Below are 15,056 nucleotides of genomic sequence, written 5' to 3' on the forward strand. Positions count from 1 at the left end.
GCAGTGGATCGAAAGCTTCGTCATGATCCTTGCCGCATTGGTGCTTCATACACGAGTGTGGTTCGCCGCGCCGCTGGTGGTGTTTGCAGTGCTCGCGCTGACCACTTCCAATCGATGGCAGGCGCTTGCGCTGCCGCAGGTCCTGACTGATATTGAGGCGGCGCTGCCGCCGGCCGATCAGGTGGCCGAGGCGCGTGAGGCATCTCTCTCGCATGTCGATGCGGGCATGCTCGCGCGAACTTACCGTCGCTCCACTCAGTGATTCCCCCGGAAATTTCGCGGATGCCGCAATGCGGCCTATCGATCCAGCCACATGATGAGCGTCGCCGAGCTCCTGCGTGGCAAAAGGAAATCCGAGCGACGCCGACATCGAGAACGCCGTCGGCGGCAGCATCGCGGACGACAACACCATGACGTCGCAGTCTGCGCATTCGAAGATAGGGCAGGCGTCTACAACTCGATACCGACGCTGATCGCCGCAAGATGACCCTGCTTCCCATCCCGGCGCCCCACGCGTCAGACACAATGATCGCTTGGTTCTACATCCTGACCAACGCGGCGCGGATCTTCACCTACGTACCGCAATTGAGGGCGGTTTGGCGCAGCGCTGACGGCGCACGCGACATCTCCCTGCTAACCTGGGGATCCTGGGTCGTGGCCAATGCGACGGCTGTTGCTTATGGGGCCTTCGTCGCCTGCGACCTGTTCTTCACGCTGATTGCGATGCTCAACCTGGTGTGTTGTGCGGCGGTGACCCTGGTGGCCGCTCGGCGTCGGCGAACGTTCGTGGCCGGTCGGGGGCTGCAGGCGCTCAACGGCCCGTGAAAGGTGGGCCCGCGGTGCGACAGCCGAGGTCCGCTAGTGAAGACCTCGTCTGAACGGTAGCTTTGGTGCGCACTCAGTTGCGTCTCTAGAAACGTGCATCCGCTCCAGGAGTTCCGTCCTACCCAAAATGACCTGTATGCGGCCAAGAGCGTGCGTTCGGGGACCGCCCGTGATCGGCAGCAACCGCTGCAAAGCCAGCCTTCGACCGCTTTGATGGGTGGGGCACTGCCCTCCAAGCGGTGGCTCTGGTGAGGTCGAAAATACCTTTTGTATTTCGAGAATTTCCGTGTAGAACAATGCACCTGCATACAAGGACACAATGGCAAAAACTCAGCCGGTCACACTCGAAGAATTGAGCGAATGGATCACCGACAAGGCTCGCAGAACCTCCGGCTGCACGGGCCTCAAGGTGAGCGTTCAGTACAAGCTCGCGAAGTCCGATCACGCCGGAAAGAACTGGGCCGACTCTCTGGTCGTCAACACGGGCGACTGCAGTATCGACGATGCATTTGCCGCGATCGTGAATGCGCAGCGCGACGCTATCGGCCGCTTCCACATCTCGTAGTAAAACCTCCGGCCGAGAGGAGCGGAAAGCGGAGCGCGCAGGCGTTGGATCTCAAGCTCTGGCCCCTGCCAGTGTCAACGCCTCCTGCGATTTTGCAGATTCAACCGCGATGGCCTGTATGATTTTCAGGGTGTCGGCGTCGATGCGCAGCTGCCCTTGCCACAGCGCGGACTTGACCATGCTGATGTCGCCGGGTCGGCCTTTGTGATTGGGCGCGCACAACTCGAAGGCCTCGAGTCGACCTCGAATATCGAGATCGTTCGGAATCTGATTGAGACGGTCGATCGCCTGCGAAATGGTCATGGACATGAGGTGCCTTTCAGGCGATGTGGAGCGTGGAGTGTGCGGCATTCGCAAGCGCGCGTTGTCCTGAATGCCCTTATTTCGCTCCCCCTCGCCTGATCACACGGCCAATGCACTACGATGGGAACGACCTCGGTCTCTGCTGCCAGCGCCGCCTGCGGTTTTTCAATTGTGTGACGCGCCTCGTTCGATCGAACGCGAGCCGTCCTCTGGAACGATGACTTCCCTCATCTCCCGAAAGCCTAAATCTTGACCGATGAATCGACATTTCATGAATCGTCGGGCACTGTCCGTTTCTGGGTGCCGATAGGCGAGCAGCACGTCGGTGCGAGTGTCGGTAAGGAGACACTCCACTATCGCTATCACCCGACCGGGCATAACGACACGCCCCTGTCGACCTTTGCCGACCATCTTCAGGAAATCCATGCCGCGGTGCGCCGCCGGGTCGCCAATGGCTCGGTCGAGCCCGTCATGCTTCGCGATGCGGACTTGCGCGCCTTGCCGACGGCGCCGTAAGCGATGACCCTCGACAAGAACTCCCTCATCCTTTTCCTCCTTCGCGACCGCTCGTCGCAGTTCGACTCCGAGCTGGCCCAGTCCGGCTCGATCTCCAGTGCAACACTGCAAGCGCGCCTGGAAATCCTTCAAGATCAGGGACTCGTGTCCCCCGCTGACACCGTCGCTCCCGGCGCGGGCGATACGGCGACGCCGCAACGACGGCAATACAGCCTGACGACCAAGGGTAGGGCACGGCTTTTCAACGAAGCGGCCCTCGAGATCAATGCCGATGCCACCGCTCGGCGATTTGCACCCCGGCGCCGCTGACATCCTTCGGGGTGCCGGCGCACGGCGTCCGCTTGAAACATTTCTTGGGCGAAAGGTTCTCCCAACTCGCAAGCACCCACGCCTATCGAAAAGCGGGCACGGGATCCGTCGCGCGCTTTCGCGTCCAAAGCGGAAACAGGGTCCAACCGTTGGCGCATGCGTGCTCGAGTACCCGCTTCAGACTGGTTGCCGCCGTTCGCCTTCGCCCCGTCGAATGTCGGCGGCTGACGATTGCAGACCTTGGCACTTTTCACCACGAACGGCCGCTCTACCTTCGGAACTGGACCTTCGCCGACATCGTCGATGAAATCCGGGTTCGGCGATGCGGACTGATCGCCGGTGGCAACGGACGATCAGGACGAAATCACGTGCCGTCACAACTCGTCCGCGCCGGACCGCGCCCTCCCTGCGCAGATGCGCCAAGCTTCCGCCGCCCAGATTGCCAGGGTTTCAACACAACTCGATGGTCTGGCGCAGCAACCCTGATTGCTCGGCACTCGGCCCGACGAGGATCTCGACTTCGCCCGCCTCGAACAAGGGCTGCAGGTCCGGCCCGAGGTAGCTCAACTCGGCCGCCGGCAGCTCCAGGTTCACCGAGCCGGCAACGCCCGGCATCAATCGCAGCTTCGCGTAGCCCTTGAGTTCCAGCAACGGCCGGGTGACACGGCTTAGCTTGCCGCGAACGAACAGGAAGACAGTCTCTTCAGCCTCGCGCGCGCCAACGTTACGCAGTCTGACGCTGATCTTCAGCGCGTCCTGCTCGCACACGCGCCGCGGCTCGACCTGAAGCTCGTCGTAGAAAAACCGGCCGTAAGTCAAGCCGTGGCCGAAGGCATACAGCGGCGTATTTTCGACGTCCTGGTACTTGCTCGTGAAGTAGTCGGCGGGATTTATCGGCCGGCCGGTGGGACGCTGGCCGAAGTAGATCGGCAGCTGTCCGACGGCGCGCGGCCAGCTCATCGGCGTGCGACCGCCAGGCGTTGCCCGGCCCGTGACCACGTCGGCGATCGCGTGGCCGGCTTCGACGCCGAGGAACCACGCAGCCAGCAGCGCATCGGCGTGCTCGGCCAGCCAGGGGACGACGAGCGGGCGGCCCGAAAACAAGATCGCGACGACGGGGATGCCGAGCGCGTGTGCACGTGCCGTCACCGCTTCGGCCAGAGCCTGCTGTCGACCGGGAAGCGCGGGCGTGGCGCGGCTCGCCGCCTCGCCACTCATCGTGGCACGCTCGCCCAGGCACAGCAGGACGGCGTCGACGCCGTCGCACAGCGCGACGGCAGCTTCGATGCCACCGTCGTCGATGCCCTCGATGGCGACGCCGGGTGCATGGCGTATGTCGGTCTGCGGCAGCGCGGCGCGCAAGCCGGCAAGCACGCTGACGGCCGGCTCGTGTTCGCCGGCACCCCACCACGGGCCTTTCATCTCGGTGCTTGCGTCGGCCAGCGGGCCGATGACACACAGTGCCTTCGCCGCAGCAGGCAAGGGCAGGGTGTCCCGCTCGTTCTTCAGCATGACGACGGCCCTGCGCCCGACGTCGCGCGCCAGCTTGTGCCGCTCGGCGACAACCGCCGCGAGTTCCGGTGTCGCGCCGCGACGGTAGGGGTCGTCGAACAGGCCGAGCTGCTCCTTGAGTCGCAACACGCGGCGCACGCTCGCGTCGATCTCTTCGATCGTCACCCGTCCCCGCTCGAGCGCGATCGGCAGACCCTTGCGATACGCGTCGGCCATCATGTCGATGTCGACGCCGGCCTTCAGCGCCAGTACCGCGGCATCGACGAGATCGGCCGCGACGCCGTGCTTGATCAATTCCGCGATCGCGTTGTAGTCGCTGACGATGACGCCGTCGAAGCCCATCTCGCCGCGCAGCCAGTCGCGCAGCAAGGGGATGTGCGCCGTCATCGGCACGCCGTTGAGATCGGTAAAGGCGGGCATCAGCGTCGCGACGCCGGCGCGGACCGCTGCTGCGAAGCCCGGCAGATGCACCTCGCGCAAGGTGCGCTCGGAGATGTCCACGGCGGCGTACTCCCGCCCCGCGGTGACTGAGCCGTACGCGACGAAATGCTTCGCACAGGCGGCCAGCGATTCGGCCGATGACAGATCGGCCCCCTGGAAACCGCGCACCTTGGCCTGCGCGATGCGTGCGTTCAGCCAAGGATCTTCGCCGGGTCCTTCCGCGGTGCGGCCCCAGCGGGAATCGCGCGATACATCGAGCATCGGCGCGAAAGTCATCGCCAGGCCTTCGGCAGCGCCTTCGCGCGCGGCCTCCCGCGCCGTGCGCTCCCAGAGGTCTTCGTCGAAGGTGCCCGCCTCCGCAAGCGGGATCGGAAAGAGCGTGCGATGGCCATGAATGATGTCCAGGCCGATCAGCAGCGGAATGCCGAGCCGTGACTTCTCGACGGCCAGTCGCTGCATCTCGTGCGTGGGGCCGGCGCCGACCATGTTCAGCAGATTGCCGACGGTGCCGTCGATGATCGACTGCGTGGAGTCCCCCGCAAGCACCGGCCCGGTGACCGTGTAGCTGGAGGCAGTCATCGTCAGTTGACCCAGCTTTTCGGCTAGCGTCATCCGGGCCATGAGGATATCGATGCGACTCATCAGGGATTTCGAATAGAACCCAAGGGGGCCTAATGATGGCATGCTGCGGGGGGCGATCGGCCGCGTGGCGCCGATGATTCCGTGAAACCAAACGTGACACTCAGGGCGACAACGAAAGGAGCCGTTCGTGTTGAAGGATGACAGGAACCCGAGGGCGCTGGCAGCCCTGCCCGATGAAGCCTTGATCGACGCCGTGCAGCGGCAGACCTTCCGCTATTTCTGGGACGGTGCGGATGCCGCCAGCGGCCTGGCGCTCGACCGTCGCACGCTCGTCGGCCCCACAGGCGAAGATCTGGCCGACGACAGGGTCGCGGTCGGCGGCACGGGCTTCGGCATCATGGCCTTGATCGTCGCGGTGGAGCGCGGCTGGGTCACGCGGGACGCAGCGCTGGAGCGCCTGGGGCGCATGCGGGACGCCCTCCTGCGCGCCAAGCGCTACCACGGCGCCTTCCCGCACTTCATGGACGGGGCGAGCGGCGCGACGATCCCGATGAGCCCCAAGGACGACGCGGGCGATCTGGTCGAGACCTCGTTCCTCTGCATGGGCCTGCTCTGTGCGCGCCAGTATTTCAGCGAGGACACGACCGCGGCGCGCCGGTTGCGCAGCGACATCGACACGCTGTGGCACGACGTCGAATGGAACTGGTTCACCCAGGGCGGACGGGACGTCCTGTATTGGCACTGGAGCCCGAACCACGGCTGGGCGATGAACCATGAAGTGCGCGGCTGGAACGAGTGCCTCATCACCTACCTGATGGCCGCGGCCTCGCCGCGCCATGCGATCGATCCGCGGGTCTACCACCGAGGCTTCGCGTCGGGGCCCGGCTTTCTCAACGGCCAGTCGTACTACGGCGTCGAGTTGCCGCTGGGCATGCCGTACGGCGGCCCACTGTTCTTCACGCATTACTCGTTCTGCGGACTCGATCCGCACGGCCTGAAGGATCGCTACGCCGACTACTGGGATCTCAACTGCCGCCACCTGCGGATCAACCGCGCGCATTGTGTCGCCAATCCACAGGGCTACAAGGGCTACGGCGAATCTTGCTGGGGCCTGACCGCCAGCGACGACCCCGACGGCTACCTCGCGCACGCCCCGGACACCGACAACGGCACCATCTCGCCGACGGCGGCGCTGTCCAGCCTGCCGTATGCGCCCGCCGAGGTGATGCAGGTGCTGCGGCATTTCCTCACGGTGCATGGCGCGCGACTGTGGAGGGACTACGGCTTCGTCGATGCCTTCTGCGCGCAGCGCGGCTGGTTCGCAAACACCTTTCTTGCCATCGACCAGGGCCCGATCGTCGTGATGATGGAGAACCATCGGACGGGCCTTCTGTGGAAACTGTTCATGAGCGTGCCCGAAGTGCAGGCCGGGCTGCGCGCCTTGGACTTCAGCAGCCCGCATCTCGGGTCGCCTGCACCGTGACCTTCAGCGTGGCGAGCCAGCAAGACCCGGCGTTCGAGTCCTGGCTCGAGAGACAGCTGTCCCATTCGGCGAGCGCGATGCTGTCAAGTATCTCGCCGGTGTCGATCGTCAAGCATCGCCCAGGCTTCGGTCAGACCATACGGCCGATCGCCGGCGCCATCGTCGCCTCGCCCGTACTCGGCGGCTACGACCCGGACCCGGACTACTTCTTTCATTGGTTCCGAGACTCTGCTGTCGTCATCGATGCACTGCGCCTGCTCTACGTCGACCGACGCATCGGCGACGAAGCCCTGCAGCATCTGCGCGATTTCACCCGCTTCAGCCTTGCCTTGAACCGACTCGACGGCCGCGCGGATGCCGCGGTGCCCGACCGCAGAGCGCGAGTGGACCCCGACTTCCTGCAGTGGCTGCGCGAGGACCGTGATCTCGCGGGCGCCCACGGCGATGCCGTCGCCGCCGAGACGCGGGTGAACCCCGACGGTACGCTCGATGTCCTCCGATGGGCGCGCCCCCAGCACGACGGGCCGCCATTGCGCGCGATGGCGCTGCTGCGCTGGGCGGCCGGCGGGAACCTCGACGCGGCCCTGCTGGCGGAGGTCACGCCGCTGATCCGTTTCGACATCGACTTCACGCTGCGTCACTGGCGCGAGCCGTCATACGACATCTGGGAGGAGGAACTCGGCCACCACTACTACACACTGCGCGTCGCAGGGGCCGCGCTGGCCGAAGGCGCGGCATGGCTGGAGGGCTTGGGCGACACGGCGCAGGCGCAGCGCTGCCGGGAGGAGTCGCGGGCCGTGCGGCGCCTGCTCGACGACTACTGGGTAGACGAACGAGACGAACGGTCAGACGATCGCGACGCGACGCGCGGCTACTACCGTTCACGCGTGCTGGCGGACGGCCGGCCCAGTCCGAAGGCGCTGGACATCGCGGTGATCCTGTCGGCGATCCACAGCCTCGGCACCGAGGCCGCGCGCTGCGCGGCCGATCCACGCATGCCGGCCGCGCACGGACCGGCCGATCCGCGCATGCAGGCCACGCTGGCGCGACTCGACGCGCTGTTCGATGCGGCCTATCCAATCAACCACGGCCGTGCCGCAGGCCGTGGCGCGGCGATGGGTCGGTACGCCGGCGACGTGTACTACTCGGGCGGCGCGTACTACTTCTCGACGCTCGGTGCCGCCGAGTTCTGTTTCCGCGCCGCGGCGATGGGCGGCGATGCACGCCATTGGCTCGAGCGCGGTGACGCCTACCTCGCCACCGTACGTGCGTACACGCCGGCCGGTGGTGATCTGTCGGAACAGTTCGACCAGTGCAGCGGCGCGCAGACCTCGGCGAAGCAACTGGCCTGGAGCCACGCCGCGTTCATTTCGTGTGTCTCGGCGCGCCGCATCGCGGCCGCCGCTTGTCAGGCGCCGCGGTGGCGATGAGCGCGAGGCCAGAGAACCGTGTCGAGCCGGCTGCAAGGACCGGTGTCTTCCGTCAGGTCAGCGAGTTGCTCGGCGCCTTGCGAGTGTCGCCGGTCGCGAAAACGCTTGTCGCGCTGATGGGCGCGATCGTCGTGGTCGTCGCGCTCACGGCGTATGGGCAGATCGAGCTCAATAGCTGGAACAAGCCGTTCTACGATGCGATCTCGCGTCGCGACCTGAGCGAATTCGTCGTGCAGGTAGGCGTCTTCGCGGTCATTGCGGGCGTGCTGCTGGTCTTGAATGTCGCGCAGAGGTGGCTGGGCGAAACCTTGCAGCTGAAGCTGCGCGAGGCCGTGGTCAATGACCTCGTGGGGCTGTGGCTGCAGCCGCGCCGGGCGTTCTGGCTCCAGGCCAGCGGCCCGATGGGGGCCCATCCGGATCAGCGCATGCACGAAGACACGCTGAAGCTGTGCGATCTGTCGGTCGCCCTCGGCGTGGGTCTGTTGCAGGCAGCGATGCTGTTCGGCAGCTTTGCGAGCGTGCTGTGGGTCCTCTCCAAGGACTTCAGCCTCTTCTTCGACGGCAAGGACCATGTGTTGCCGGGCTTCATGTTGTGGGCGGCGATTGCCTATGCGGTCGCCGGCTCGCTGGTCACCTACTGGGTCGGCAACGGCCTGATCTCGCGCAACGCCGAGCGCTACGCGCGTGAAGGCGAATTGCGCTTCTCGCTGACGCGCATCAACGAGCATCTCGACGGCATCTCCCTGGCTGGTGGCGAGGCCGACGAGAAGCGTCGCGTCGCCATGCATTTCGGCGACGTCTTGCGCGCCACATCGCGCGTGGTGCTCGGGCTGACCAACCTGACCTGGGTCACCGCGGGCTTCGGCTGGGTCACCATCATCGCGCCGACGCTGGTGGCCGCACCCCTCTACTTCTCGGGGAAGGTTTCGTTCGGTGGCTTGATGATGGCTGCCGCGGCCTTCACGCAGGCGCAGTCGTCGCTGCGCTGGTTCGTCGACAACTTCAGCATGATTGCCGACTGGCGCGCCACGCTGCTGCGTGTCGCCGACCTGCGTCGGATGCTGGCGTCCGATCTGGAGGCACAAGCAGGCGGCAGTCGCATCGCCTATGAGGAGAGCGAAGCCGGGGCGCTCGCGATCGAAGCGCTCGGGGTTCGCTCCTGGACCGGCCACGATCGGCTGGACGCCCCGGGTCTCGTCGTGCACCGCGGTCAGCGCGTCTTGATCCTCGGCACACCGGGCACCGAGAAGACCTTGCTGTTCCGGGCGCTCGCGGGCCTCTGGCCCTGGGGCTCCGGCACCGTGCGCCGGCCCGTCGGCGAGACGATCCACTACATGCCGCGCGGCACGCCCTACATTCCCCGCGGCACGCTGGCCGAAGTGCTGTCGTATGCGATGGAACCGTCGAGCTACCCGAGAGAAGCCATGGTGGCCGCACTGGCGAGTGTGGGCCTCCAGCGTTTGGAACCATTGCTGAACAAGACGGGTCGCTGGGAGAGCGAGCTCAGCATGGACGAGCAGTTGCGGCTGGGCTTCGCCCGCGTGGTGCTGCAGGCACCGCCCTGGTTGGTGATGGACGAAGCCTTCGGCGCGTTCGACGACGACACGCTCGAACTCATCATCGACGTGCTGGGCAAGCTCACGCACACGGGCATTGTCCACATAGGCTCGGCCGGAGAGGCGCACGACCGGCTGTTCACGCAGGTGGTGCATCTGGTCAAAGCGCCGAACGCCGTGCCCGAGGAGCAGCGACCATGAGACACCCCGAGTCAACCGTCAGTCGTGCGCGTCGCGCTCTCATGCGGCTGATTCTTGCGCTGCCCGCGTGGGCCTGGGCGGCGGATTTCGGATTCCGACCACCGCGCGATCCTGACGATGCCACCGCGGCGGACCTGATGCGAGATCTGGCCCAGCGCATCTTGCCGGTGTACCAGGAGGCGGACACCGATGTCTTCCTGGCCAACGTGACCGCTCTGCAGATCGTCGGCGGCGCCTACCGTGCAGCCTACGACAGCAGCGGGTCCCTGCGCCGCCGCCGCCAAGGCAAGCCGTTCGACGACCTGGTCGAGCGTGCGATCCTCGACGGCATCTATGCGCATGCGCGCGCACTCGAAGCGGACGAGCGCCTCGGCTTCGCCGAAGCCTACGCGCGCTCGTTCCAGGAACTGGTGTCGCCGCTCGACAACGCGCAAGCCCAGGCCATCATGGCGCGGCTCGAAACCCCGCTGGCGGTGTATCGAGAGCCGCTGCGTCAAGCTTTCGATCTCTGGCGCGCGAAGGGCAGCCTCCCGGAGGCCGATGCTCTGGCGCTCGTGCGAACCTGGCTTTCGTACCAGTCGCGTCGCAGCTTCGGTGCACTGCTGCCCGAATTGTTCGCGGCGGAAAACCGCAACCGCTACGTGGCGGAGGCTGACGTCAGGATTCCCGTGCGCGCGGGTGTCATCCATGCGAGCCTGGTTCGGCCCGGCCGCACGAATGGCGCCCTGCCGGCGCTGCTGCGCTTCACGCTCGATCCCGCCGAGGACGACGCCCAGCGCAGCGCCGTCAAAGGCTACGTCGGCGTCACGGCGTACGTGCGCGGACGCACGCCCGACGGCAAGGGCGCCGTGTGGCCGTTCGTTCGCGACGGCGAAGACGCCGCCGCCGTCATCGACTGGATTGCCCGGCAGGCGTGGAGCGACGGCCGCGTCTGCATGCTCGGCGACGGCTACTCCGGCTACGCCGCCTGGGCCGCCGCCCGTAGGAGACCGGCGGCACTCAAGGCCATCGCCACGATCGCGCCGATGGCGCCGGGCATCGACTTCCCAATGGCCGGACAAATCTTCCGCAACGCCATGGTCCGCTGGGCGCAGGAGCACGCGAATGGCGAGCCCCCGCGGGCCGACGTCGACGCCGACCCGGACACGATATGGCAGGCACTCGACGCGCGCTGGCATCGTGGCGATCGCCCCTACTGGGACGTGGACCGCGTCCTGCTGGGCAGGCGCAGCAGGCTGATCCGAACCTGGCTGACGCACCCAAGTCACGATCGCTACTGGCAGAAGTTCTTGCCGTCGGCGGAGCAGTTCGCGCGAATCGACATCCCGGTGCTCAGCTTCGCCGGCTACTACGGCGCCGACGCCGGCGCGCTCTACTTCCACCACGAGCATCGTCGCAACCGGCCGCAGGCCGACACGACGCTGCTGCTCGGCCCCTACGACGCGGTCTCGATCCGGCTCGGCACGGCGGCAACGCTGCGTGGCTACACGCTTGACCCTGTCGCACGCGTCGACCTGCCCGAGTTGCGCTACCAATGGCTCGACCACATCCTGAAGGGCACGAACAAGCCTTCTCTGCTGATGGATCGCGTCAACTACCAGGTGATGGGCGCGGACCAGTGGCGCCATGTGCCGACGCTGGACGCGCCGCAGCGCCCCCGGCTGCGCCTTTACCTCGACAACACCCGCGAGCGCGACGACCCGCACCGCCTGTTGCCGTCGCCGTCCGAAGGCGGTGGCAGCGCGCGGCTCTCGGTCGATCTCGCCGATCGACGTGACGTGCGCATCCCGTGGCCGGACGCGCTGCGCGTGAAGCAACTGCCGACGCGCAACAGCATCAGCTTTGTCAGTGATCCGCTCTCGGAGGACACCGAGATCGTCGGCAGCCTGCGCGGCGTGTTCGACATCACGCCCTCGCGGCAGGACGTGGACTTCAACATCTCGCTGTACGAGCAGACGGAAAGCGGCGAATACCAACTGCTGTTCGATCCCTACGACTTCCGCGCCAGCTACGCAGGCCATCGCGTGCGTCGCCGGCTTCTTCGGGCCGGCGAGCGTCAGCTGCTTGCGTTCACCGCCGAACGCGTGACGGCTTGCAGGCTTGCGGCGGGCAGCCGCATCGTGCTGCTGATCGGCCTCAACAGGCGCCCCGACCGGCAGATCAACTACGGCAGCGGCAAGGACGTGAATTCGGAAACCATTGCCGACGCAAGGTGGCCTGTGCGCGTGCGCTGGCATACGCACAGCTACGTCGAGATCCAGACCGGCAAGTCTTGATTGCTCATCGTGTCGTCGGACCTTTGTCGTTCACGGCGCCGATAACGACGCCTTCGTAAGGCGCCATCACCAGGGGCCCCTTGATGAACTCGGCGCGCGCAGGATCGGTCGATGCCAGCACGATCGGCTGGCGCGGCATCAACGCCGGCGAAATCGGCGCCGAGGTGGCGCCGAAGTTGAAGAGCACCACCAGCCGCTGTCCTTCGCCGTTGCGCGCATAGGCGAGCACCTCGTCCTCGGTTTCAAGCGCTTCATAGTTGCCTCGGTTCAGCGCAGGCTGCGCGCTGCGCAACGCGATGAGGCGCCGGTAGAGCGCCAGCATCGACCCTGCGTCGTGTGATTGCGTTTCCACATTGTGCGTGGGCCAGTCGGCCGCCAAGCGCAGCCACGGCGTACCGGTCGTGAAACCCGCATGCTCTGCGGCGCTCCACTGCATGGGTGTTCGCTCCGGATCGCGACCCAGGCCCATGCCGGACTTGTTCTTCTCGAACGGGTCCTGCACTTCATCGGCGGGAATGGCGACGTCCGTCATGCCGATCTCGTCGCCGTAGTAGATTGTCGGCGTGCCGCGCAGCGTGAGCAGCAGCATGGCCGCGAGCCGCGCCATCTGTGGCCCGACGCGGCTCGCAATGCGGGGTTTGTCGTGGTTGCCCAGCACCCAATTCGGCTGGGCGCCGGCGGGCAAGGCGGCTTCGTAGTCGCGCACAAGGCGGTCGATGCGCGCCGCCTGCCACTCGGTCGCGATCAGCTGAAAGTTGAAGGGCAGTTGCACGCCTTCGAGCACCCCTTCGGCGTTGAGTCCGTAGTAGGCGACCAGGCGCGTGAGCGGCAGGTAGAGCTCGCCGATCAGCACGCGTGACGAGCGTGTGTCGCTGAACGCGTCGACCACGCGGCGCATCTCGGCCACGATCGGTTGCACCTCCGGCAGGTCCGTGTTGTAGAGCATCAACCAGCGGTGAAATGGGTCCTGGCCCTCGACGAAGTCCGGATTCGGCGGGTTGTCGCGGAACTGCGCGTCCTTGATGATTTGAGAGAGCACGTCGACGCGGAATCCGTCGACGCCGCGCTGAAGCCAGAAGCGCAGCACCTCGTACATCGCGGCTCGCACGTCGGGGTTGCGCCAGTTGAGGTCGGGCTGCTCCTTCAGGAACGAATGGCAGTAGTACTGGCCGGTGGTCGGATCGAAGGTCCAGGCCGGGCCGCCGAAGTTGCTGAGCCAGTTGTTGGGCGGCCCGCCGCCCGGCGCCGGGTCGCGCCAGATGTACCAGTCGCGTCGCGGATCGCTGCGTGCGCTGCGGCTCTGCACGAACCACGGATGACGGTCCGACGTGTGGTTGGGCACGAAGTCCAGGATGAGCTTGAGCTCTCTCGCGTGGGCCTCCTGCACCAGCGCATCGAAGCCGTCCAGCGTGCCGAAGCGCGGATCGATGTCGCAAAAATCGGAGATGTCGTACCCGAAGTCGGCCATCGGCGAGGGATAGATCGGCGAGATCCAGACGGCATCGACGCCGAGCGAGACCAGATGATCCAGCCGGGCGCGGATTCCGTCGAGGTCTCCGATGCCATCGCCGTTGCTGTCCTGGAACGAACGCGGGTAGACCTGATAGACGATTCCGCACTTCCACCAGTCGTCGGCTGACATCTTGATCCTCTCATGCTCGGTTTCGAGAGGGTCCATTGTCTCCAGAAAGTGTGCAGGGCATCACCACGCTGTGGCCAATACCTTTCCAGACGTCGTCGGGCCGCGACGACGCCGCGCGCCAGCAACGGACTATGTCTGCACTACCTTGAGACCGGTCGTCGATCCTGAGGCCTCTTTGGCACCTGATGAACGGAGTCGGCCTCACAGCGTGAGTTCGCCGTCCGGCCCGGAAGGACCGCAACCGCTGCAGATCCGCCGTAACTCGCGCCCCGTTGTTTGCGATCAAGCATTTGTCCGCAAGGGTCGGAAGAAGGCGCGCGGACCCTCGACCAGCAATTTAGTTTGCCCCAGCGCGGCCGAAGTGTCCGCCGTGTGGAAGCTCGGTCCAACGCTGTACGTTGAAGAAGCGTTCGGCCCATTCACGTGGCGGCGGCCGGACGTCTTCACGATAGCTGCCTTGCGACGCCTGCCCCGGGCGGCTCGTGCGCCTTTGGCTCTTCCCATACCCGGCTTATTGGAGCTTGGTAAGGCGCTCCTCGGCCACGTCCGCCGCTTCGGATTCTGGATACGCCTCTACGACGTCTTGAAGCGTCCGGCGGGCCGCTTTGACATCCATGAGTTCTACTTGGCAATCGGCCACAGACAACAGCGCGTCGGGTGCGCGCAGATGGCTGGGCTCGGCCGTCACCAGCGCCCGGAAATTGACTTCAGCATCCAAGTAGTTGTGCAGGGCGTACTGGACATTGCCCAGCCAAAACAGCGCAGAAGGCTTGTATCTGCTTTGGGGGTAATGCTTGATGAAAGCCACAAGGCCATCTTGTGCTTGAGCAATGTCGCCTTCGCGAAGGGTGGCAAGCGCCACTTCAAACTCGTGCTTCTCGGCTGGCCCGACGACAAACTGCTGGCCATCCACCAAGACCATGGTCGACTCGACATTGCGCTCGCGAGCGCTCCTCTGTACCGTGCCCGTCCGGCTTCGCTGCATATCGGCCATGCCATGGGCCAGCTCCTCGTTTTGTCCGCGCACGATTGCCACTTCGTTGCGCAACTCCTCCATCTGGTTGGAAAGATCGAGCATGCTGCGACGAAGCTGGACATTGTCCTCATTGGCTTTTCTCAGGTCATCTGCGACGCGCTGCTGGGAATTAGAGACCCTTTGTCGCAACTCGATGGCGCTCGCGGCTGAAAGGGCATACAGGCCATGCCCCACGGTGCAGCCCATCGAGCACGCCACGCCCGCGCCCATCAATGCAGCACCTACCCGACGGCGAAAGTCGCCGCCTAACAAAGCCCAGAACATCACCCCCAAGACAGTCAGCGGGGCCAGGCCCAGCCCAGCAAGGCCGCTCGATATGCCGAGCGCGCTGGGCGTGCTCGATCCGGACATATTCGTTCCTCCAAGGCGGTTGTCAATT

13 protein-coding genes are annotated in these 15,056 nt (G+C 65.7%); 9 read left to right on the forward strand and 4 right to left on the reverse strand.

The window, feature by feature from the left end:
- Positions 1-22 precede the first annotated feature (22 nt).
- From AC1DYK_RS08965 to AC1DYK_RS08975, 3 genes are all read left to right on the forward strand, one after another.
- Positions 23-262 (forward strand): hypothetical protein, encoded by a 240-nt coding sequence (locus tag AC1DYK_RS08965; protein ID WP_478165952.1) that lies wholly within the window; start codon positions 23-25, stop codon positions 260-262.
- Positions 263-525: 263 nt separating this feature from the next.
- Positions 526-825 carry a hypothetical protein gene (locus tag AC1DYK_RS08970; RefSeq protein WP_478165953.1) on the forward strand — a complete coding sequence of 100 codons (300 nt, stop codon included), beginning with the start codon at positions 526-528 and terminating at the stop codon, positions 823-825.
- A gap of 319 nt (positions 826-1,144) precedes the next feature.
- Positions 1,145-1,390, forward strand: a complete 246-nt coding sequence (locus tag AC1DYK_RS08975; protein WP_478091676.1) for a hypothetical protein — start codon at positions 1,145-1,147, stop codon at positions 1,388-1,390.
- A gap of 51 nt (positions 1,391-1,441) precedes the next feature.
- Here the strand turns inward: AC1DYK_RS08975 and AC1DYK_RS08980 are convergent, their stop codons facing one another.
- Positions 1,442-1,699: a hypothetical protein gene (locus AC1DYK_RS08980; protein WP_478165954.1), complete on the reverse strand. Its 258-nt coding sequence runs from the start codon at positions 1,697-1,699 to the stop codon at positions 1,442-1,444.
- A 243-nt stretch (positions 1,700-1,942) separates the two neighbouring features.
- Here AC1DYK_RS08980 and AC1DYK_RS08985 point away from each other — a divergent pair, with 243 nt between their 5' ends.
- Together AC1DYK_RS08985 and AC1DYK_RS08990 are read left to right on the forward strand one after the other, a co-directional pair.
- Positions 1,943-2,209, forward strand: coding sequence for a DUF1488 family protein (locus tag AC1DYK_RS08985; protein ID WP_478165955.1), 267 nt, complete (start codon positions 1,943-1,945; stop codon positions 2,207-2,209).
- Positions 2,210-2,212: 3 nt separating this feature from the next.
- The gene (locus AC1DYK_RS08990; RefSeq protein WP_478165956.1) at positions 2,213-2,518 is read left to right on the forward strand and encodes a winged helix-turn-helix transcriptional regulator; all 306 of its coding nucleotides are present in this window, start codon (positions 2,213-2,215) and stop codon (positions 2,516-2,518) included.
- A gap of 450 nt (positions 2,519-2,968) precedes the next feature.
- Here AC1DYK_RS08990 and AC1DYK_RS08995 read toward each other — a convergent pair whose 3' ends face one another.
- Positions 2,969-5,113 (reverse strand): glycoside hydrolase family 3 N-terminal domain-containing protein, encoded by a 2,145-nt coding sequence (locus tag AC1DYK_RS08995; RefSeq protein ID WP_478165957.1) that lies wholly within the window; start codon positions 5,111-5,113, stop codon positions 2,969-2,971.
- Between the two features lie 127 nt (positions 5,114-5,240).
- Between AC1DYK_RS08995 and AC1DYK_RS09000 the strand changes: the two genes are divergently transcribed.
- From AC1DYK_RS09000 to AC1DYK_RS09015, 4 genes are read left to right on the forward strand one after another with little or no spacing between them, the layout of a single operon-like run.
- Positions 5,241-6,536, forward strand: a complete 1,296-nt coding sequence (locus AC1DYK_RS09000) for a glucoamylase family protein (protein WP_478165958.1) — start codon at positions 5,241-5,243, stop codon at positions 6,534-6,536.
- The gene (locus tag AC1DYK_RS09005) at positions 6,533-7,966 is read left to right on the forward strand and encodes a glycoside hydrolase family 15 protein (RefSeq protein WP_478165959.1); all 1,434 of its coding nucleotides are present in this window, start codon (positions 6,533-6,535) and stop codon (positions 7,964-7,966) included. Before AC1DYK_RS09000 ends, AC1DYK_RS09005 begins: the two co-directional genes overlap by 4 nt.
- Positions 7,963-9,723, forward strand: coding sequence for an ABC transporter ATP-binding protein/permease (locus AC1DYK_RS09010; RefSeq protein WP_478165960.1), 1,761 nt, complete (start codon positions 7,963-7,965; stop codon positions 9,721-9,723). Before AC1DYK_RS09005 ends, AC1DYK_RS09010 begins: the two co-directional genes overlap by 4 nt.
- Positions 9,720-11,999, forward strand: coding sequence for a CocE/NonD family hydrolase (locus tag AC1DYK_RS09015; protein ID WP_478165961.1), 2,280 nt, complete (start codon positions 9,720-9,722; stop codon positions 11,997-11,999). Before AC1DYK_RS09010 ends, AC1DYK_RS09015 begins: the two co-directional genes overlap by 4 nt.
- 4 nt (positions 12,000-12,003) lie before the next feature.
- Here the strand turns inward: AC1DYK_RS09015 and AC1DYK_RS09020 are convergent, their stop codons facing one another.
- Both AC1DYK_RS09020 and ybgF read right to left on the reverse strand, forming a co-directional pair.
- On the reverse strand, positions 12,004-13,641 hold the full coding sequence (locus tag AC1DYK_RS09020; RefSeq protein ID WP_478165962.1) for an alpha-amylase family glycosyl hydrolase: 1,638 nt from the start codon (positions 13,639-13,641) through the stop codon (positions 12,004-12,006).
- A 511-nt stretch (positions 13,642-14,152) separates the two neighbouring features.
- Positions 14,153-15,028 carry a tol-pal system protein YbgF gene (gene ybgF / locus AC1DYK_RS09025; protein WP_478165963.1) on the reverse strand — a complete coding sequence of 292 codons (876 nt, stop codon included), beginning with the start codon at positions 15,026-15,028 and terminating at the stop codon, positions 14,153-14,155.
- Between the last annotated feature and the right edge of the window lie 28 nt (positions 15,029-15,056).

Source organism: Variovorax sp. P2_H12 (assembly GCF_056403395.1).